The 14,129-nt window shown below is 45.9% G+C and carries 12 protein-coding genes and 1 riboswitch; of the genes, 6 read left to right on the top strand and 6 right to left on the bottom strand.

Annotation, left to right across the window (positions count from 1 at the left end; genetic code table 11):
* The first annotated feature begins 38 nt into the window (after positions 1 to 38).
* Positions 39 to 677, top strand: a complete 639-nt coding sequence (locus DEF30_RS07490) for a 4Fe-4S binding protein (protein ID WP_294097794.1) — start codon at positions 39 to 41, stop codon at positions 675 to 677.
* A gap of 51 nt (positions 678 to 728) precedes the next feature.
* Here DEF30_RS07490 and DEF30_RS07485 read toward each other — a convergent pair whose 3' ends face one another.
* On the bottom strand, positions 729 to 1,115 hold the full coding sequence (locus DEF30_RS07485; protein WP_294097792.1) for a DUF302 domain-containing protein: 387 nt from the start codon (positions 1,113 to 1,115) through the stop codon (positions 729 to 731).
* Positions 1,116 to 1,332: 217 nt separating this feature from the next.
* On the opposite strand from DEF30_RS07485, the gene DEF30_RS07480 reads away from it, so the two are divergent.
* From DEF30_RS07480 to DEF30_RS07470, 3 genes are read left to right on the top strand one after another with little or no spacing between them, the layout of a single operon-like run.
* A complete protein-coding gene (locus DEF30_RS07480) occupies positions 1,333 to 2,529 on the top strand; it encodes an amidohydrolase (protein WP_294097790.1) in 1,197 nt (398 codons plus the stop codon).
* The gene (locus DEF30_RS07475) at positions 2,526 to 2,879 is read left to right on the top strand and encodes a DUF952 domain-containing protein (protein ID WP_294097788.1); all 354 of its coding nucleotides are present in this window, start codon (positions 2,526 to 2,528) and stop codon (positions 2,877 to 2,879) included. The genes DEF30_RS07480 and DEF30_RS07475 overlap by 4 nt, the downstream gene beginning before the upstream one ends.
* Positions 2,880 to 2,889: 10 nt before the next feature.
* Positions 2,890 to 3,405 carry a hypothetical protein gene (locus DEF30_RS07470; protein ID WP_294097786.1) on the top strand — a complete coding sequence of 172 codons (516 nt, stop codon included), beginning with the start codon at positions 2,890 to 2,892 and terminating at the stop codon, positions 3,403 to 3,405.
* 96 nt (positions 3,406 to 3,501) lie between these two features.
* Here the strand turns inward: DEF30_RS07470 and DEF30_RS07465 are convergent, their stop codons facing one another.
* A complete protein-coding gene (locus DEF30_RS07465; protein ID WP_294097784.1) occupies positions 3,502 to 5,259 on the bottom strand; it encodes a flavocytochrome c in 1,758 nt (585 codons plus the stop codon).
* A 115-nt stretch (positions 5,260 to 5,374) separates the two neighbouring features.
* Between DEF30_RS07465 and DEF30_RS07460 the strand changes: the two genes are divergently transcribed.
* Positions 5,375 to 7,081 (top strand): sensor histidine kinase, encoded by a 1,707-nt coding sequence (locus DEF30_RS07460; RefSeq protein ID WP_294097782.1) that lies wholly within the window; start codon positions 5,375 to 5,377, stop codon positions 7,079 to 7,081.
* A complete protein-coding gene (locus DEF30_RS07455; RefSeq protein WP_294097779.1) occupies positions 7,074 to 7,814 on the top strand; it encodes a response regulator in 741 nt (246 codons plus the stop codon). The genes DEF30_RS07460 and DEF30_RS07455 overlap by 8 nt, the downstream gene beginning before the upstream one ends.
* A gap of 49 nt (positions 7,815 to 7,863) precedes the next feature.
* Here DEF30_RS07455 and DEF30_RS07450 read toward each other — a convergent pair whose 3' ends face one another.
* The 4 genes from DEF30_RS07450 to rsgA form a co-directional block, all read right to left on the bottom strand.
* On the bottom strand, positions 7,864 to 10,014 hold the full coding sequence (locus DEF30_RS07450) for a DNA topoisomerase III (RefSeq protein WP_294097777.1): 2,151 nt from the start codon (positions 10,012 to 10,014) through the stop codon (positions 7,864 to 7,866).
* A 107-nt stretch (positions 10,015 to 10,121) separates the two neighbouring features.
* Positions 10,122 to 11,669, bottom strand: a complete 1,548-nt coding sequence (locus DEF30_RS07445; protein ID WP_294097775.1) for an NCS2 family permease — start codon at positions 11,667 to 11,669, stop codon at positions 10,122 to 10,124.
* A gap of 50 nt (positions 11,670 to 11,719) precedes the next feature.
* Positions 11,720 to 12,289 carry a xanthine phosphoribosyltransferase gene (locus DEF30_RS07440; protein ID WP_294097773.1) on the bottom strand — a complete coding sequence of 190 codons (570 nt, stop codon included), beginning with the start codon at positions 12,287 to 12,289 and terminating at the stop codon, positions 11,720 to 11,722.
* Positions 12,290 to 12,427: 138 nt separating this feature from the next.
* A riboswitch (purine riboswitch) is annotated at positions 12,428 to 12,529 on the bottom strand.
* A 171-nt stretch (positions 12,530 to 12,700) separates the two neighbouring features.
* A complete protein-coding gene (rsgA, locus tag DEF30_RS07435; protein WP_294097771.1) occupies positions 12,701 to 13,789 on the bottom strand; it encodes a ribosome small subunit-dependent GTPase A in 1,089 nt (362 codons plus the stop codon).
* Positions 13,790 to 14,129 lie beyond the last annotated feature (340 nt).

The raw sequence follows: 14,129 nt of genomic DNA, 5'->3' as shown, positions 1-14,129 counted from the left end.
AAAAATACACAAAAGAAGAAAAGAAAGAGGAACTCATCTTGAAGAATCACAAATATCTTTATCTTGGAACCCTAAGTTTTTTTGCACTGTCCTTCATGAATATTCATCTGGCGGTGCTGGGCCTTATTTGCATGGCTCTCCCCGTCTATCTGCTTCTAAAGGACAAGAAGAAAACCTGGTGCCAGAGCTACTGCCCCAGAGCCAGTCTCTATATGACCCTTGGAAAAAAGCGGGCAAAGAAGGGCAAGAACATTCCCCTTTCCTTTATCAAAGGGAAGCTGAAGTATTATGTCCTTGCTTATTTCTTTGTGAGCCTCAGCATCGCTGCCCTGTCCACCATTCAGGTGGCCAGAGGGCATATGTCTCCCATGCTGATTCCAAGATTCCTTCTGATCATTCCCATCCCGGTATCTCTGCCTCAGCTCTTCACACTGAGTGGATTTCCCGTTTGGTTTACCCATTTTTCCTTCAGAATCTTTTCCATGATGACCACTACAACCGTCATCGGACTGATTCTGTCCTACACCTACAAACCCAGAACTTGGTGTACCATCTGTCCCATCCATACCATCTCGGATTTGTACATCATGGATCAGAAGGGGAAAAAATCTCCCCAGCAAAAAGAACTGCTTAAAGAAACCATGAAAGAGACTCCCGATTCTCAACTGGTATCATAGAAGAAGCCGCTTCCTCCAGCAACTGGAAAGGAAACGGCTTCTTCTTTCTTTTTACACAGTTTTCTCGATGGCATCTTTCAGGATATTCTCCACTTCCAGAGCCACATTGCCAAGATCAATACCCTCCATGATGTCTGCAAGTTTTGTAGGTTTCATCATACCGATGTGCACCCCATCTTCCTTCTCAAATACCACCATCTTGCAGGGGAGCATATAGCCTGCTTCCAGATGGGCATCCAGCACAATTTTAGCTTTGGGAGGGTTACATACTTCCATCACCTGGAAATTCTTATGAAACTCCAATCCTTTTTCTGTCAGCTTATCTTTGAAGTTCATCTCCCACAGGACACCAAAGCCCCGCTCCATGAGATTCTTCTTCAGCTCCTCATGGGCATATTCAAATGTCTTATCTGTTCTCTTCTCAAAAGTCATGCTCATTTTATTACCTCCATATGATTCGATTCTATTATGACCAATATACCACTGGGGGGTATATATTTCAACCTTCCTATCTTATTGTTCACCATAATTTCAACCTTTCCTTTCCTTGTTCACAAATGTGTACGCACCGCACTAGAATCTGAACCTCAATTCATTGACAGAGGCCGCTTCTTTCAGATAGAATTATCAGAAAACAGACGCCAAGGAGGAATATATGAGAAAGCTATCCCCATCCATTGAAAAACACCGGGACTATGTCATCAGCGCCAGGCGCCACCTGCATGCCCATCCGGAAACATCCCTGGAGGAAGTTCTAACCACTGCTTATCTGATGAGCGAACTGGATGCCATGGGCATCCCTTATATCAAGGGAGAACCTACTGGACTTGTGGCAACCATCAAAGGAAAGAAACCCGGAAAAACAGTGGCCTTGCGAAGTGATATGGATGCCTTGAACATCCTGGAAAAAAATGAGGTTTCCTATAAATCACAGGTGGATGGAAAAATGCATGCCTGCGGACATGATGGTCATACGGCTATTCTTCTCGGAGCTGCCAGGATTCTAAAAGATCAGATGGAAGAGCTCCCTGGAACGGTGCACCTTGTGTTCCAGCCTGCCGAAGAAACGGGCCATGGCGCAAAAATCCTCATAAACACAGGCACCTGGTATGAGGAAACAGACAACATCTTTGGCGCACATCTTTGGTCCTACCTCCCCACAGGAAAGATCTCCCTGGAGCCCGGGCAGCGCATGGCGGCCACAGACCGCTTCCTAATTAGAATCAAAGGGCTTTCTGGTCATGGTTCCATGCCCCACCAGACTGTAGATGCAGTGGTGGTGGCTTCTGCCATGGTGATGAATTTCCAGACCATCGTGAGCCGTGAATACAGTCCCATGGAACCCCTGGTGGTTTCTGTAGGCTCCATCCACAGTGGCACAGCCTTTAACATCATCTCTGGCGAAGCTGTACTTGAAGGAACCATACGTTATTTCAGTAAAGACATCGGAAAGACCATTGAGTCCAGCATGAGACGTGTCATGGAAAGCACCGCAGCGCTCTATGGCGCCACTGCCGAAATGATATATACCTATAATCTTCCACCTGTGGTGAATGATGAAGCCTCCTCCGCCCTGGCTTATGAAGCCGCTTCAAGGATTCTGGGAGAAGAGAATATTGTTCTTCAGGAAAAAACCACTGGTGGGGAAGACTTCGCCTTCTATCTGGATCATAAACCCGGCTGTTTTGTCTTCATTGGCTCCGGAAACCATGAAAAAGGAACAGATTTCGCCCATCATAATGACCATTTCGATCTGGACGAAGACGTTCTTCTCCATGGCAGCGCCCTCTATGCGGAATATGCAGTAAGCTTCCTGAAGAAGGAAGCAAAGAAGGGGGAAAATTCTTTATGATTCTTCATTGCCTGAAAAAAGAGACCTGGGAAAGAGTGAAAAACAGCGCTTACTATTCTTCGGAAAGCTTGTCTGCAGAAGGGTTCATCCACTGCTCCCCCATAGAGTACTTCCACCGGGTGGCCCCAAACTTTAAAGAGATCAAAGAAGAACTTCTTCTCCTTCTGTTGGAGGAGGAGAAGATTGACGCAGAGGTCCGCTGGGAAGACCCTGAAAAACTAGGCAGAGCCTATCCCCACATCTATGGCCCATTGAACCTCTCCTCTGTGACCGCTGTACTTCCATTTTTGAAGGATGAGAAAGGAAACTTCATCAAAAATCCCGAACTGATAGACTATGAGAATAAGTAGGAGATAAACAATGAGCAGTTACCAGTTTTTAGCCAGTGACCACCCCTTTGAAAAACTTGAAAACCCTTTCCTGGAACGCCTCTCCATCCGGGAGGCTTTGGAAAGAAACATGGACATTCCAGCCTTCATGCTGGAAAACCCGGATATGGACCCGGAGGAAAAAATCTTTCTTCTTTGTGATACAGAAGAACATCTGGAAGACCTGGAACTGCATCCTGAGGAGATAAGCTTTCCAGAAGTCTCTGCCAGACTTACTGAGAACTCCTATGTGGTGGAGCTACAGTGGCGCTACAGTAAAGAAAGGGCCGAAACACTTCTTGGCTACATCAAAAAGCATCTGACATCAGCAGAGAACTTGGAAATCTTCAGTCTCTGGCTGGACGAAGTAGATCCGCCCCAGCGCATTGAAGTGACACTGGATTGCCTGAACCTTTCCCACCTCTCATTTCTAGATCTTTCAGAGGGATATCAGGGCCCCAGATGTCTTCATGTTAAAAATACCCACCCCGCCTTAATAGAATCCTGAGGATTTCTTTAAAAAAGAAGCAGTACGCCAAACATAATGGACGTGCTGCTTTTTAAATCTCAGGAAGCACTGCTTCTTGAGGGATAGGGGCTTTATTTATTTTGAGACAGACTCACCGGCAATTCTGCCAAATACGGTGATATCTGCAATGGCATTGCTGCCCAGTCTGTTGGTGCCATGAATGTCTCCCACAACTTCACCCGCTGCAAAAAGACCTTCAATCACTTTCCCTTCCGTGCTTACCACCTGAGCTTCTGTATTGATCTTGATTCCGCCCATGGTATGGTGGATGGCTGGCTTGGACACCATGATGTAGTAAGGACCTTCTCCGAAAGGCACCAGTTTCCCTCTTTTGTTGAACTCCAGGTCCTTTCCATCCTTTGCATACTGGTTGTAGTTCTCCACAGTCTTCTTCAGCTCTTCTGCATCAATCTCGAAGAAAGCCGCCGCTTCTTCTAAGGTATCTGCTTTCACCAGCTGTTTTCTTGCGATGAGACCATTGTACTCCGCCGCATGCTTCACATCCATTCCGGAGTCCTCCATGGCAGAAGCATCCCAGAACATGTAGGAAACACCGCCGGTCTGCTGAAGCACTGCTTTAGAGATTACATCTCTTCTTTCCAGCTCCTCCACAAAACGCTTTCCTTCCTTGTTTACCAGAATAGAACGGCCTTCCATTCTCACATCACCCACGTATAGTAGAGCACCAGACTGTGTATCGCAGGTTGGATAGGCCTGGATGAAGCTCATATCCACCAGGGATGCTCCTATCTTTTCTGCCATGACCAGGCCATCTCCCATGCTGCCCACAGAATTTGTGGAGAGGTATCCTTCTCCCATCTCTTCATTGTACTTGGCACGCATTTCTTTGTTGTATCCAAAGCCGCCAGATGCCATGATGACACCTTTCTTTGCTGTGTATTCAATGACCTGTCCATGATACTCCGCTTTCACTCCTGTCACACGGCCATTCTCATCCATGATGAGCTCTGTAGCCTTTGTTTCAAGATGCAGAGGGGATCCAGTCTCTTTCAGCTTTTCTGTAAGCTTGTGAATCATCTCATACCCTGTGGCATTCTTTGGCACCAAGCTTCTTTCCACAGAATGGCCACCGAAGAACAGCATATAGTCTTCAAAGATCATACCCACTTCATCCCGAAGCCACTTGGCTCCATCCAAAGCTTTATCTGCAAGGATTCGGGCAAGAGCAGGATCGCTTTCCTCATCTCCGCCCTTCATGATATCCCCATAGAAAAGATCCGCACTGTCTTCTAAAGCTTCCTTTTCCTGTACCCAGTTCTCTGGCGCTGCATACTCTCCTCCGGAGATGAGGGTATTGCCTCCCGCCATGGGCATTTTTTCCAGAACGATGACATTCATACCATTCTCCGCCGCAGTGATGGCAGCAGTAAGTCCTGCGCCCCCTGCACCAATGACGATGACATCCGCATCATACTTTTCTTCTCTTTTTTCTGGGGCTGGCTTTTCCTTCTTCACCAGAAGAGACTTCTCCGCTCCAGTTTTACTGAAGGCATCCTGAACTGCCAGTCGGAAACCCACAGAAGTTAGTGTTGCTCCAGAGACAATATCCACATCCAGATTGTTTGTTGCTATGATTTCCTCTTTCAGTATGTTCATGGCTTCAGAAAGCCCTTCAGATTCCTGATTTTCCAGGACCTCTATATCTGAAACCTTCTGATCTTTCATGGTAAGAGAGACTTTGATTTCTCCCCCTCTTCCATTGCCTGTTCCTTCGAAAGTACCATCTGGAATACTGCTCTTTGACCCATTCCCACAGGCTGCAGAAGTCAGTGACAACGAAAGCAGTAAGAGCATCGCCATAATTTTTTTCATAATACCCTCCAAATATCAATATTTGTTATTTCCTTAACAGTGTAGTACAATTCTTTCGTGCAGTCTTTGCACTTCCCCGTCAGGAATTTATACTTTTATGCAAATGGAGAGAAAAATGAAGCTCAAATGGAAATTCACCCTGCTCTTTACCCTTATTCTCACAGGCACCTTTGTCCTTTCTGCGGTTTTCACCTCTTATAGAAGCTATGAGAGCAGCCGGAAAACCACCGATGAATTAAGTCTCCAGCTCATGGCCTCCAAGGCCAGCGAGGTCTCCGGATGGCTCAGTCAAAGGATCCGGGAGCTTCATACCATCAGCAGGACCCCCACCGTCACTGCCATGGAGGAGACTGCTTTAAAGGAGTATGTTACAAAACTCAGCAGTGATATGGATGCCTACTACGGAAATGAGTATGGAACCTTCGGCATCAATGACTTCAGCGGACTGGAATACATTACAGAAAACCAGACCATCGATGTCAGAGACCGCAGCTACTTCAAAGAAATGCTTATCACGGACAAACCGTATCTTTTTAGTGCACCGGTATCCTCCAAGACAGATGGGACCCCCATCACAGTACTCTGCTACGGCATTTCAGATGAAGACGGCAGCAAAAAGGGCTTTGTAGCGGCCTCTATTTCACTTAAAAAACTCACAGAAATCACAGGAAATCTTTCTATCTACGAAGGAAAGACCATGATCATGGACCGCCGGGGTATGATGTACACCATGGGGGCTGAAAGCTATCCAAAGGAGATTCTTTTAAAGATCAGAGAATCCATTCCTTCCGATTCTCCTTTCCCTGTAATTCAGAAGGCCATCGATGAAAATCATCATGTCTTCTATGCTGAAATTCCTTCCAGCCCAGGCTGGTATCTGTGCACTCTGGTAGAAAATGAGAAGCTCTACCAAGAAGCTTCGGCGCTGAGTCTTTCCCTCTCCAAAGTATTTGTCACCATGTTTGGCGCTGGCATCTTAGGTGCCTTTTTCATCAGCAGCCAGATCACAAGAAGAATCACGAATCTGTCTGTGGCCATGGATCATGTCCAGGAAGGCAATTTCAACACTCGGCTTTCTGTCCAAGGCAATGATGAGATTGCTGAACTATCTCATCATTTCAACAGCATGTTGAAGGATCTTAGAAGACTTATGAATGAAGTGGTGGAAACCCAGAAAGAGAAGCGTAAAAGAGAGCTTGAGATTCTCCAGGCTCAGATCAATCCTCACTTCATCTACAACACCTTAGACACCTTACAGTGGAAGGCACTCGAATATGGCGCATCGGATCTTTCAGAGCTCATTTTATCCCTGTCCAGCTTCTTCCGGGTGTCCCTCAGCAAAGGAAAAGAGATGATTCCGCTTAGAGAGGAAATTAAACATGTCAGAAGCTACCTGGATATCCAAAAAGCTAGATACGAAGAGATTCTCACCTATGAGATCCAGGTGGAAGAGTCTCTCGATGACGTTTTCCTTCCTAAAATCCTATTGCAGCCCCTGGTGGAAAATGCCATCTATCATGGGATAAAACCAAAACTGGCCCAAGGAAAGATCTCCATCCTCGCTCAACTGGAGGGAGAGGATCTGCTTCTAACGGTCCAGGATAACGGCGTAGGCATGACAGAAGAACTGGTGAACCAGCTGGAAGAAGCTTTTGAAGGCAAACGGGCACCTGTGAGCTATGGACTTCATAATGTCCATCAGAGGATAAGGTTGACCTATGGAACCCCCTACGGCCTTCATGTGGAGAGTTGTCTTCAAGATGGGACCGCCGTCACCATAAGACTGCCCATGGAAAAAAAGGAGGAGATGTACGATGTATAAACTGCTCATCTGCGACGATGAAGCCATCATTAGAAATGGACTGAAATCCATCATTGAGAAAACGAGCGCTGATTTTGACATCATCGGTCTTGCCTCCAATGGATTTGAAGCTCATGAAATGATCCTGTTTGAAGAACCGGATCTGGTGCTCATGGACATCAATATGCCTGGAATGACAGGCCTCGAGATCATGGAGAATGTTCAAACTCAAGGAATCCATTCGAAGTTCATCATCATCTCCGGATATGACGAGTTTCAGTATGCCCAGAAGGCCGTGAAGCTTCGGGCACTGGATTATATTCTGAAGCCCATCGACCGAGAAAAGCTTCTGCAATCACTGGAGACTGCCCTTCATGATCTGATAAAGGAACACCATGCAAAAAAGGAGGAGACGTTGAGTGCAGATGAAAACCTGGAGAAAAAAGCCCTTCAGCTTCTCTACCGCAATTACGGGAACTCAGATTTTTCCCTGCAGAGCCTGGCGGATCTTCTCCACATAAGCACCTCTTCCCTCAGCAGAATGCTGAAAAAAGAGACTGGTCTAAGTTTCTCCGAATATCTCACAAAGATTCGGATGGAGTCTTCCATGTGTCTTCTGAAAAACCAGAAAGAGCTGTCCGTTCTTGAGATTTCGGAAAGAGCAGGGTATAAGAATCAGCATTATTTCTGTAAGGTCTTCCGACAGTATACTGGAAAAACACCATCAGAGTATCGTCACAGCACCATGATGTAAAAAGGAGCTGCTGTTCACTAAGTAAATGAACAGCAGCTCCTTTTATGTACTATTTGAACAGATCTTTCAGCGCATCGCTTAAAGCGGAATTCACTGGCTCATCGTTACTCTTGTTGAGCTGATTGAGATATTTTTTCACATCGCCCTTTTTCATGGCAGTGCCTTCTTTTTCTCTTCTTGCCTGGAAAGCCGTGAGCTTTTCCCGGTAACCACAGACGCAACGGAAATGCTTCCCATCGCCTTCTCCATGGAGCTCCATCTTCTTCTTGCATTCTGGACATCTTGCGTTACTTTGGGTAGAAAGTGTCTTTCTGAAGCCGCACTCCCGGTCCTGGCATACCAGCATATTGGATTTCTTCCCCTTTACTTCTAAAAGGTTCTTGCCGCACTCCGGGCACTTTTGGCTCGAAAGATTCTCATGTCTGAAGGTTTCCTTGGAGCTTTTGATCTCTCCAATGACTTTTCTTGTGTACTCTTCCATTTCATGGATAAAGGCGTCTTCTTTGAGCTTTCCAGCCCGGATCATCTCCAGCTTTTTCTCCCACCTTGCGGTCATCTCCGGTGACGTCAGGTCTTCCGGTGCAAGCTTTAACAGCTGTCTTCCTTTTTCTGTGATATGGATCTCTTTCCCCCGTTTCTCAAGAACAAAGGAAGAGAAGAGCTTTTCGATGATATCGGCTCTTGTGGCCACAGTGCCCAGCCCGCTGGTTTCCTTCAGGATATTTTCAAGAGACTTGTCTTTTGTCTCCATATACTTTCCAGGATTCTCCATGGCGGATAAAAGTGTGGCATCGGTGAAATAGGCCGGTGGCTGTGTGAGCCCTTTTTCAAGGAGCACCCTTTCAATGGCAACCTTGTCTCCTTTTTTGAATGGAATGCTTCTTTCTTCCAGGTCCTCTTCCTCGTCCTTCACGAGAGCCCGGTATCCTTCCTGGATGGTTCTTTTTGTGGATGCTTTGAACTTTTCTCCCGCACACTCTCCAAGAATCTGCATCTCCTCATAAACATAAGAATCCATCAGAACCGATAAGAATCTTTTCACCACCAGCAGATAGATTTTACGTTCTTTGTCTGTCAGAGTTGAAAGCACCACAGATTCTTCTGTGGGAATGATGGCATGATGGTCAGATACTTTTGCATCATTGATGAAATTCTTCTTTTCTTGGATGCCTTTTCTAAGGATATCCATACCAATCTTACTAAGATCTCCCACGGCTGATGCCTTCACCCGGTCTTTCAGGGTGCCCAGAAGATCCTTCGTCAGGTATCTGGAGTCGGTTCTAGGATAGGTCAGCACTTTATGCCGCTCATAGAGCATCTGCATGATGTTCAGCGTTTCCTTGGGACTGAATCCGTAGAAATTGCTGGCATCTCTTTGCAGCTCCGTGAGATCATAAAGCAGCGGCGCATCTTTTCTTTTCTCTTTGGTGGTCACCTCAGAAATCAGAAGACTTTTATTCTGAAGAAGATCATACTTTTTCTTTGCTTCCTCATCTTTGAAAATTCTGCCACCCTCATGATGGAAGGTCAGTCCCTGTACTTTGAGTTTCAAGGTATGGAAAGGGACTGGAACAAAAGCCCTGATTTCCTCTTCTCTGGCCTTCACCATGGCTAAGGTCGGTGTCTGTACACGGCCTAAAGAAAGCTGTGCATTATGCTTCACGGTGAGCGCTCTGGTGGCATTGATCCCCACGATCCAGTCAGCCTGGCTTCTTGCTTCTGCTGAGTAAAAGAGAGTCTCATAGAGCTTCGCATCTTTAAGATTTTTAAATCCATCCCGGATGGCTTTTTCTGTTACAGAGGAAATCCAGAGCCTTTTCATGGGTTTTCTTGCCCCTGCCTTTTGGAGAATCCACCGGGCAACCAGCTCTCCTTCACGGCCTGCATCGGTAGCGATGATGATGCTGGTCACATCTTTTCTGTCCAGAAGAAACTTCACCGTATTATACTGTTTTCTGGTCTTTCCTATGACAGACAGCTTCATCCTCTCCGGAATCATAGGCAGAAGCTCCATCTTCCACTCTTTGTATTCTGGCTTGTATTCTTCAGGGGCAGCCAAAGTCACCAGATGGCCCATGGCCCAGGTGACAATATAGTCTTTCCCTTCAATATAACCATCTTTTGAACTGCTTAGTCCCAGCGCTTTGGCGATGTCTTTTCCTACGGATGGCTTTTCCGCAAGTATCAGTGCTTTACTCATGTCTTCACCTGTTTCCTTTTTTAATCATGCATCCATTATACCATAGGAAGAAAGAGCTCTCTTTATTAAGAAAGCTCTTCCAAAAACCCTGATATTTTCTTATGTTTTTACTGCTCTGATGCAGCCAGGACATCCACCGGCATGACCTCATCTGCCTTTTTACGGATTGGCTCACTCTGATGTACAATCATGGCATCATAGCGTCTGTATCCTTCAAAAATAAGCGCTACCAACACATATGCAGTGACAAAGCGTGCGTCAAAGAACAAGGCAAGCTTCGGTGCATGCATGAATCCGGTGGCTGTAAGAAGAGCTGCACAAATGGAGGTGACAGAAGCTTTTCTGTATTCCCCATCGATGAGAAATACCAGGATGGCTCCCCAGACTATACCAGTAAACATAGCTCCCTGGCCAAGGGGCACAATGCCGCTGGAAAGCTTTGCTACAACTTCGCCTGCTCCTCCATTAAACCGGGTCATGAGATAATTGGCAAAGTAAGGGAACATGGCAATCACCACGGCTGGAAAATGTTTTTTCTCCACTGTGCCGAAGGCTTGGGTTACCATGGAGATGCCTACAAATACAAGGATTGGAGCGATGACCGCCATGGGAATGATCTTTGCCATCACAGCCACCACACCAAAGGTGGAAGCTAGTAAAAACACAAAGCCGTTGAGAATGGAATATCCTCTTCCTGCATTCATCCATTTGGAACCGATGGATGCTATATACACGGTGGTGGGGAAAACGCCTCCAAAGAAAGTGCCAAAGAGGGTACCAAGTCCGTCTGCCAGCTGAGCCTCAGCCACATCGTATCTGTCCCCTGCAGAAGCCATGGCTTCCACATTGTTCATGGTTTCCACAAAATTATAGATGGAGATGGGAAGAAGTATGGCAAAAAGTCCAGCCATTTCTCGAGCCATGAACACAAGGCCTTCAAACAGTCCCAGGGTTGGCATAGGCAAATAGAAACCGAAGCTTCCTAGACCTTCCCGTACTTGACTCATGTCCTGTCCACCCACGGTATAAGCCAGGAAAGTACCGATGACGATGGCAAAGAGTGCCGCAGGGATCTTAAAGGGAAGAGGCTTCTTCGCGATAAATCCTATGAGCATGATCACAAGAACCGCCATGCCAGCGATGGGCAGCTCATAAGTCATAAAGAACATCTCTCCACCGATGAAGGCAAACGCCACCCCAGCAAGGGCACCAAGCATAGCAGCTCTTGGGAGATGCTTATGAACGAACTTTCCGATGAAGCTGCCTAGAACTTCTATGACACCACCAATAAAGCAGGCGCCTAATCCAATTTTCCAGGCAAGTTCTGGGTCCCCTGTAAGCTCTAGAGCAGGACGAAGAACACCAAAAAGATAGATGAACATGACAGGTGTGGATACCCCATAGGCAAGAGCCGTCACATCTTTTCTCTTTTCTTTCAAAGCAAGCTTTTCAGCGAGCTTCGCATAATAAAGATTACCAAAAAGCACCGACATGGCTACGCCAGGAATGACCTTCCCATAGACGATGCTGGCTGGAAATCCCATGGCGGTCATAGAAACAGCTATGAGCACAAAGTTCGCCAGGTTATTCTGAAACAGGGCAAAGAAACCATCGATGTCTTCACGTTTGAACCACGGATAAAAGTTCTTTTCCAAAAATAAATCTCTCCTTTATGAGTGCAGCAGAGGGACGGGCAACGGTTTTTCTATAAAAAAGTGATGTCTCCATGATCCATGGATAAAATGGTGGCAAGGGCTCTGATATCTCTTCCTTCGGCCCGGAGCTTTTTGCCCCCTTCCTGGAATCCCTTTTCAATGACGACGCCCGTACCTAAAAGCGTAGCTCCTGATGCTTCCACAATCTGATAGAGCCCCTTGAGCGCTTCCCCATTGGCCAAAAAATCATCCAGAATCAGCACCTGGTCTTCTTTACTGAGATACCTTTTAGAAACTCGGATTTTATAGTGCTGCTGTTTTGTGTAAGAATAGACTTCGCCTTCATAGGTCTCAGGATCCAGATTGAGCGACTGGGTTTTCTTGGCAAAAACCACAGGTACCTGAAAATGTAGTCCCGCCATCACCGCGATGGCAATTCCAGAAACTTCCGCCGTCAGTATTTTCGTCACCTTCAGCTCTTTAAACATCTCTTTGAAGGCTTTTCCGATCTCATTTAAGAATTCTGGATCCAGCTGATGATTGAGAAAACTGTCCACCTTCAAAACAGATCCTCCCAGAACTCTTCCTTCCTGCCTTATTTTTTCTTTCAATGCTTCCATGATGATGCTCCTCTTTTCATGCCCGCTGCAGATCAGGATCAACTTCCCTAAACTAAAAAAGCCGTGGTTTCACCACGGCTAGAATACATCCTGATTTTCTAAAAATAATGGACGGAAATACGTCCATTCTCCATAGAAGAATCAGTGATGCACTCCCGTAGTCAGACCGTTTGCGGTGGTCTGGTAGAAACTTATGGACCATATCTCCAAGATTATACAGGGGATTCATTTTTAATTAAAACTAATAATAACCTAGGACAAGGAAAAGCACAAGGACTAATAAACCTTTACACAGAAAATATTTCCGTTTTTTGCAGGAATCAATGCAAAAAAGCAAAGAACACGCAGGGTATCTTCCGAAACATAAGAAAGAGCCTCTCGAAAGAAAGGCTCTTCACTTCAGTCCCATGATCAGTCACGGAACTGATATTTATTTTTCTTTTTCACCTGGTCCTTTGTTTTCTTCATCTCTTTCTTGCCACCAAACATTCGGTCCAGTTTTTTCTTTTCGATCTCTCTGGAGTTCAGTCCTTCATAATTAGGGACCTCTTCCCTGAGTTTCAGGAAATTCTCATATCTTTCCACAGGAAGTGCTCCTTCCTCCACAGCCTTTTTCACAGCGCAATGAGGCTCGCTCACATGGGAGCAGTCTCTGAATCTGCAGGACTCTGCCAAGGCATAGATGTCTTCAAAGGATTTTGAAAAGTCTGCTTCCAGTATGCCAAGTTCACGCATCCCCGGCGTATCGATAAGTGCCCCTCCGTTTTCTAATAGCAGCAGCTCTCGGTGCGTTGTGGTATGCCTTCCTTTATCTTCATACCCCGTAGCCTTGGTCTCCATGACTGAGCTTCCGAGCAGGCTGTTGATGAGGCTGGACTTTCCTACTCCTGAAGAGCCCAGAAAAGCCACAGTCTTGCCTTTTTCGGCATAGGGACGAAGCTTCTCCACACCTTCTCCTGTAAGAGAGGACGTGACAATGACCTCATATCCCAGCGTGATTTTTTCCACTTCAGATAATTTCTCGGGTAGGTTTTCCGCTAAATCTCCTTTGGTCAGGACAATCACAGGGACTGCACCGCTCTCCAGCGCCACCGCAAAATACCTCTCCAGTCTTCTAAGATTAAAGTTCTCATTAAGTGCCATGCAGAGAAACACTGTGTCCACATTGGCTGCCACCGCCTGGGCATCTCTACGCTTTCCTGCCACTTTTCTGACAAAAAGACTCTTTCTAGTAAGAATCTCATGAATCACCGCGTATCCATGGGTTTCATCCTTCCGGTCCACCATGACAAAATCCCCAACCACTGGAAAATCAGCTGGATCCATAGCTTCATAACGCATTTTTCCTGTGACTTCTCCATGAATGGTTCCTTCAAGCAGCGCAATTTCATAGAGTTTCTGTTTCTGACTGATGATTCTTCCAACATAATAGGATTCAAACGGACTGGCTTCTGCCAGCACTTTCTCAGTAAACCCTAAACTTTCATTTCTTTGATTCAATTTTTTACCTCCAACTTTGGTTTGGAGGAATTTTGCTTCTTATCCGGCAAATCCTCCAGCAGTTCTGTTCTTTGCAATCATTCTTCTTACAATCATCTTAAAACGCCTCCTTTGCCTAAATAAGATACGATGCGGACTATAGCACTTTCGTATTCAAAATCATCATAAACCAAACCGATGAAAAAATAAAGTATTTTATTCGATCCCAACGCAGGTTTCCTCTTGTGGCTCTTATCTTCTCCTCTCTAGAACCATTTACTTTCTTCCATCCGGAAGTTACTTTTGCAATTAAGGTGAAAACAACTGATAAAACTATGGGTCAGTTGAAAAAGTAACTTCC

This window comes from Proteiniclasticum sp. (genome assembly GCF_003514505.1).
Lineage (GTDB): Bacteria > Bacillota > Clostridia > Clostridiales > Clostridiaceae > Proteiniclasticum.
The sequence above is the reverse complement of the archived record's forward strand: the minus strand, read 5'-3'. Positions and strand labels throughout refer to the sequence as shown.

Coding starts and splice junctions, on each gene's coding strand:
- DEF30_RS07485 (WP_294097792.1), bottom strand. CDS start 1,115: ATGAGCATGACTTTTGAGAAGAGAACAGATAAGACATTTGAATATGCC.
- DEF30_RS07480 (WP_294097790.1), top strand. CDS start 1,333: ATGAGAAAGCTATCCCCATCCATTGAAAAACACCGGGACTATGTCATC.
- DEF30_RS07475 (WP_294097788.1), top strand. CDS start 2,526: ATGATTCTTCATTGCCTGAAAAAAGAGACCTGGGAAAGAGTGAAAAAC.
- DEF30_RS07470 (WP_294097786.1), top strand. CDS start 2,890: ATGAGCAGTTACCAGTTTTTAGCCAGTGACCACCCCTTTGAAAAACTT.
- DEF30_RS07465 (WP_294097784.1), bottom strand. CDS start 5,259: ATGAAAAAAATTATGGCGATGCTCTTACTGCTTTCGTTGTCACTGACT.
- DEF30_RS07460 (WP_294097782.1), top strand. CDS start 5,375: ATGAAGCTCAAATGGAAATTCACCCTGCTCTTTACCCTTATTCTCACA.
- DEF30_RS07455 (WP_294097779.1), top strand. CDS start 7,074: ATGTATAAACTGCTCATCTGCGACGATGAAGCCATCATTAGAAATGGA.
- DEF30_RS07450 (WP_294097777.1), bottom strand. CDS start 10,014: ATGAGTAAAGCACTGATACTTGCGGAAAAGCCATCCGTAGGAAAAGAC.
- DEF30_RS07440 (WP_294097773.1), bottom strand. CDS start 12,289: ATGGAAGCATTGAAAGAAAAAATAAGGCAGGAAGGAAGAGTTCTGGGA.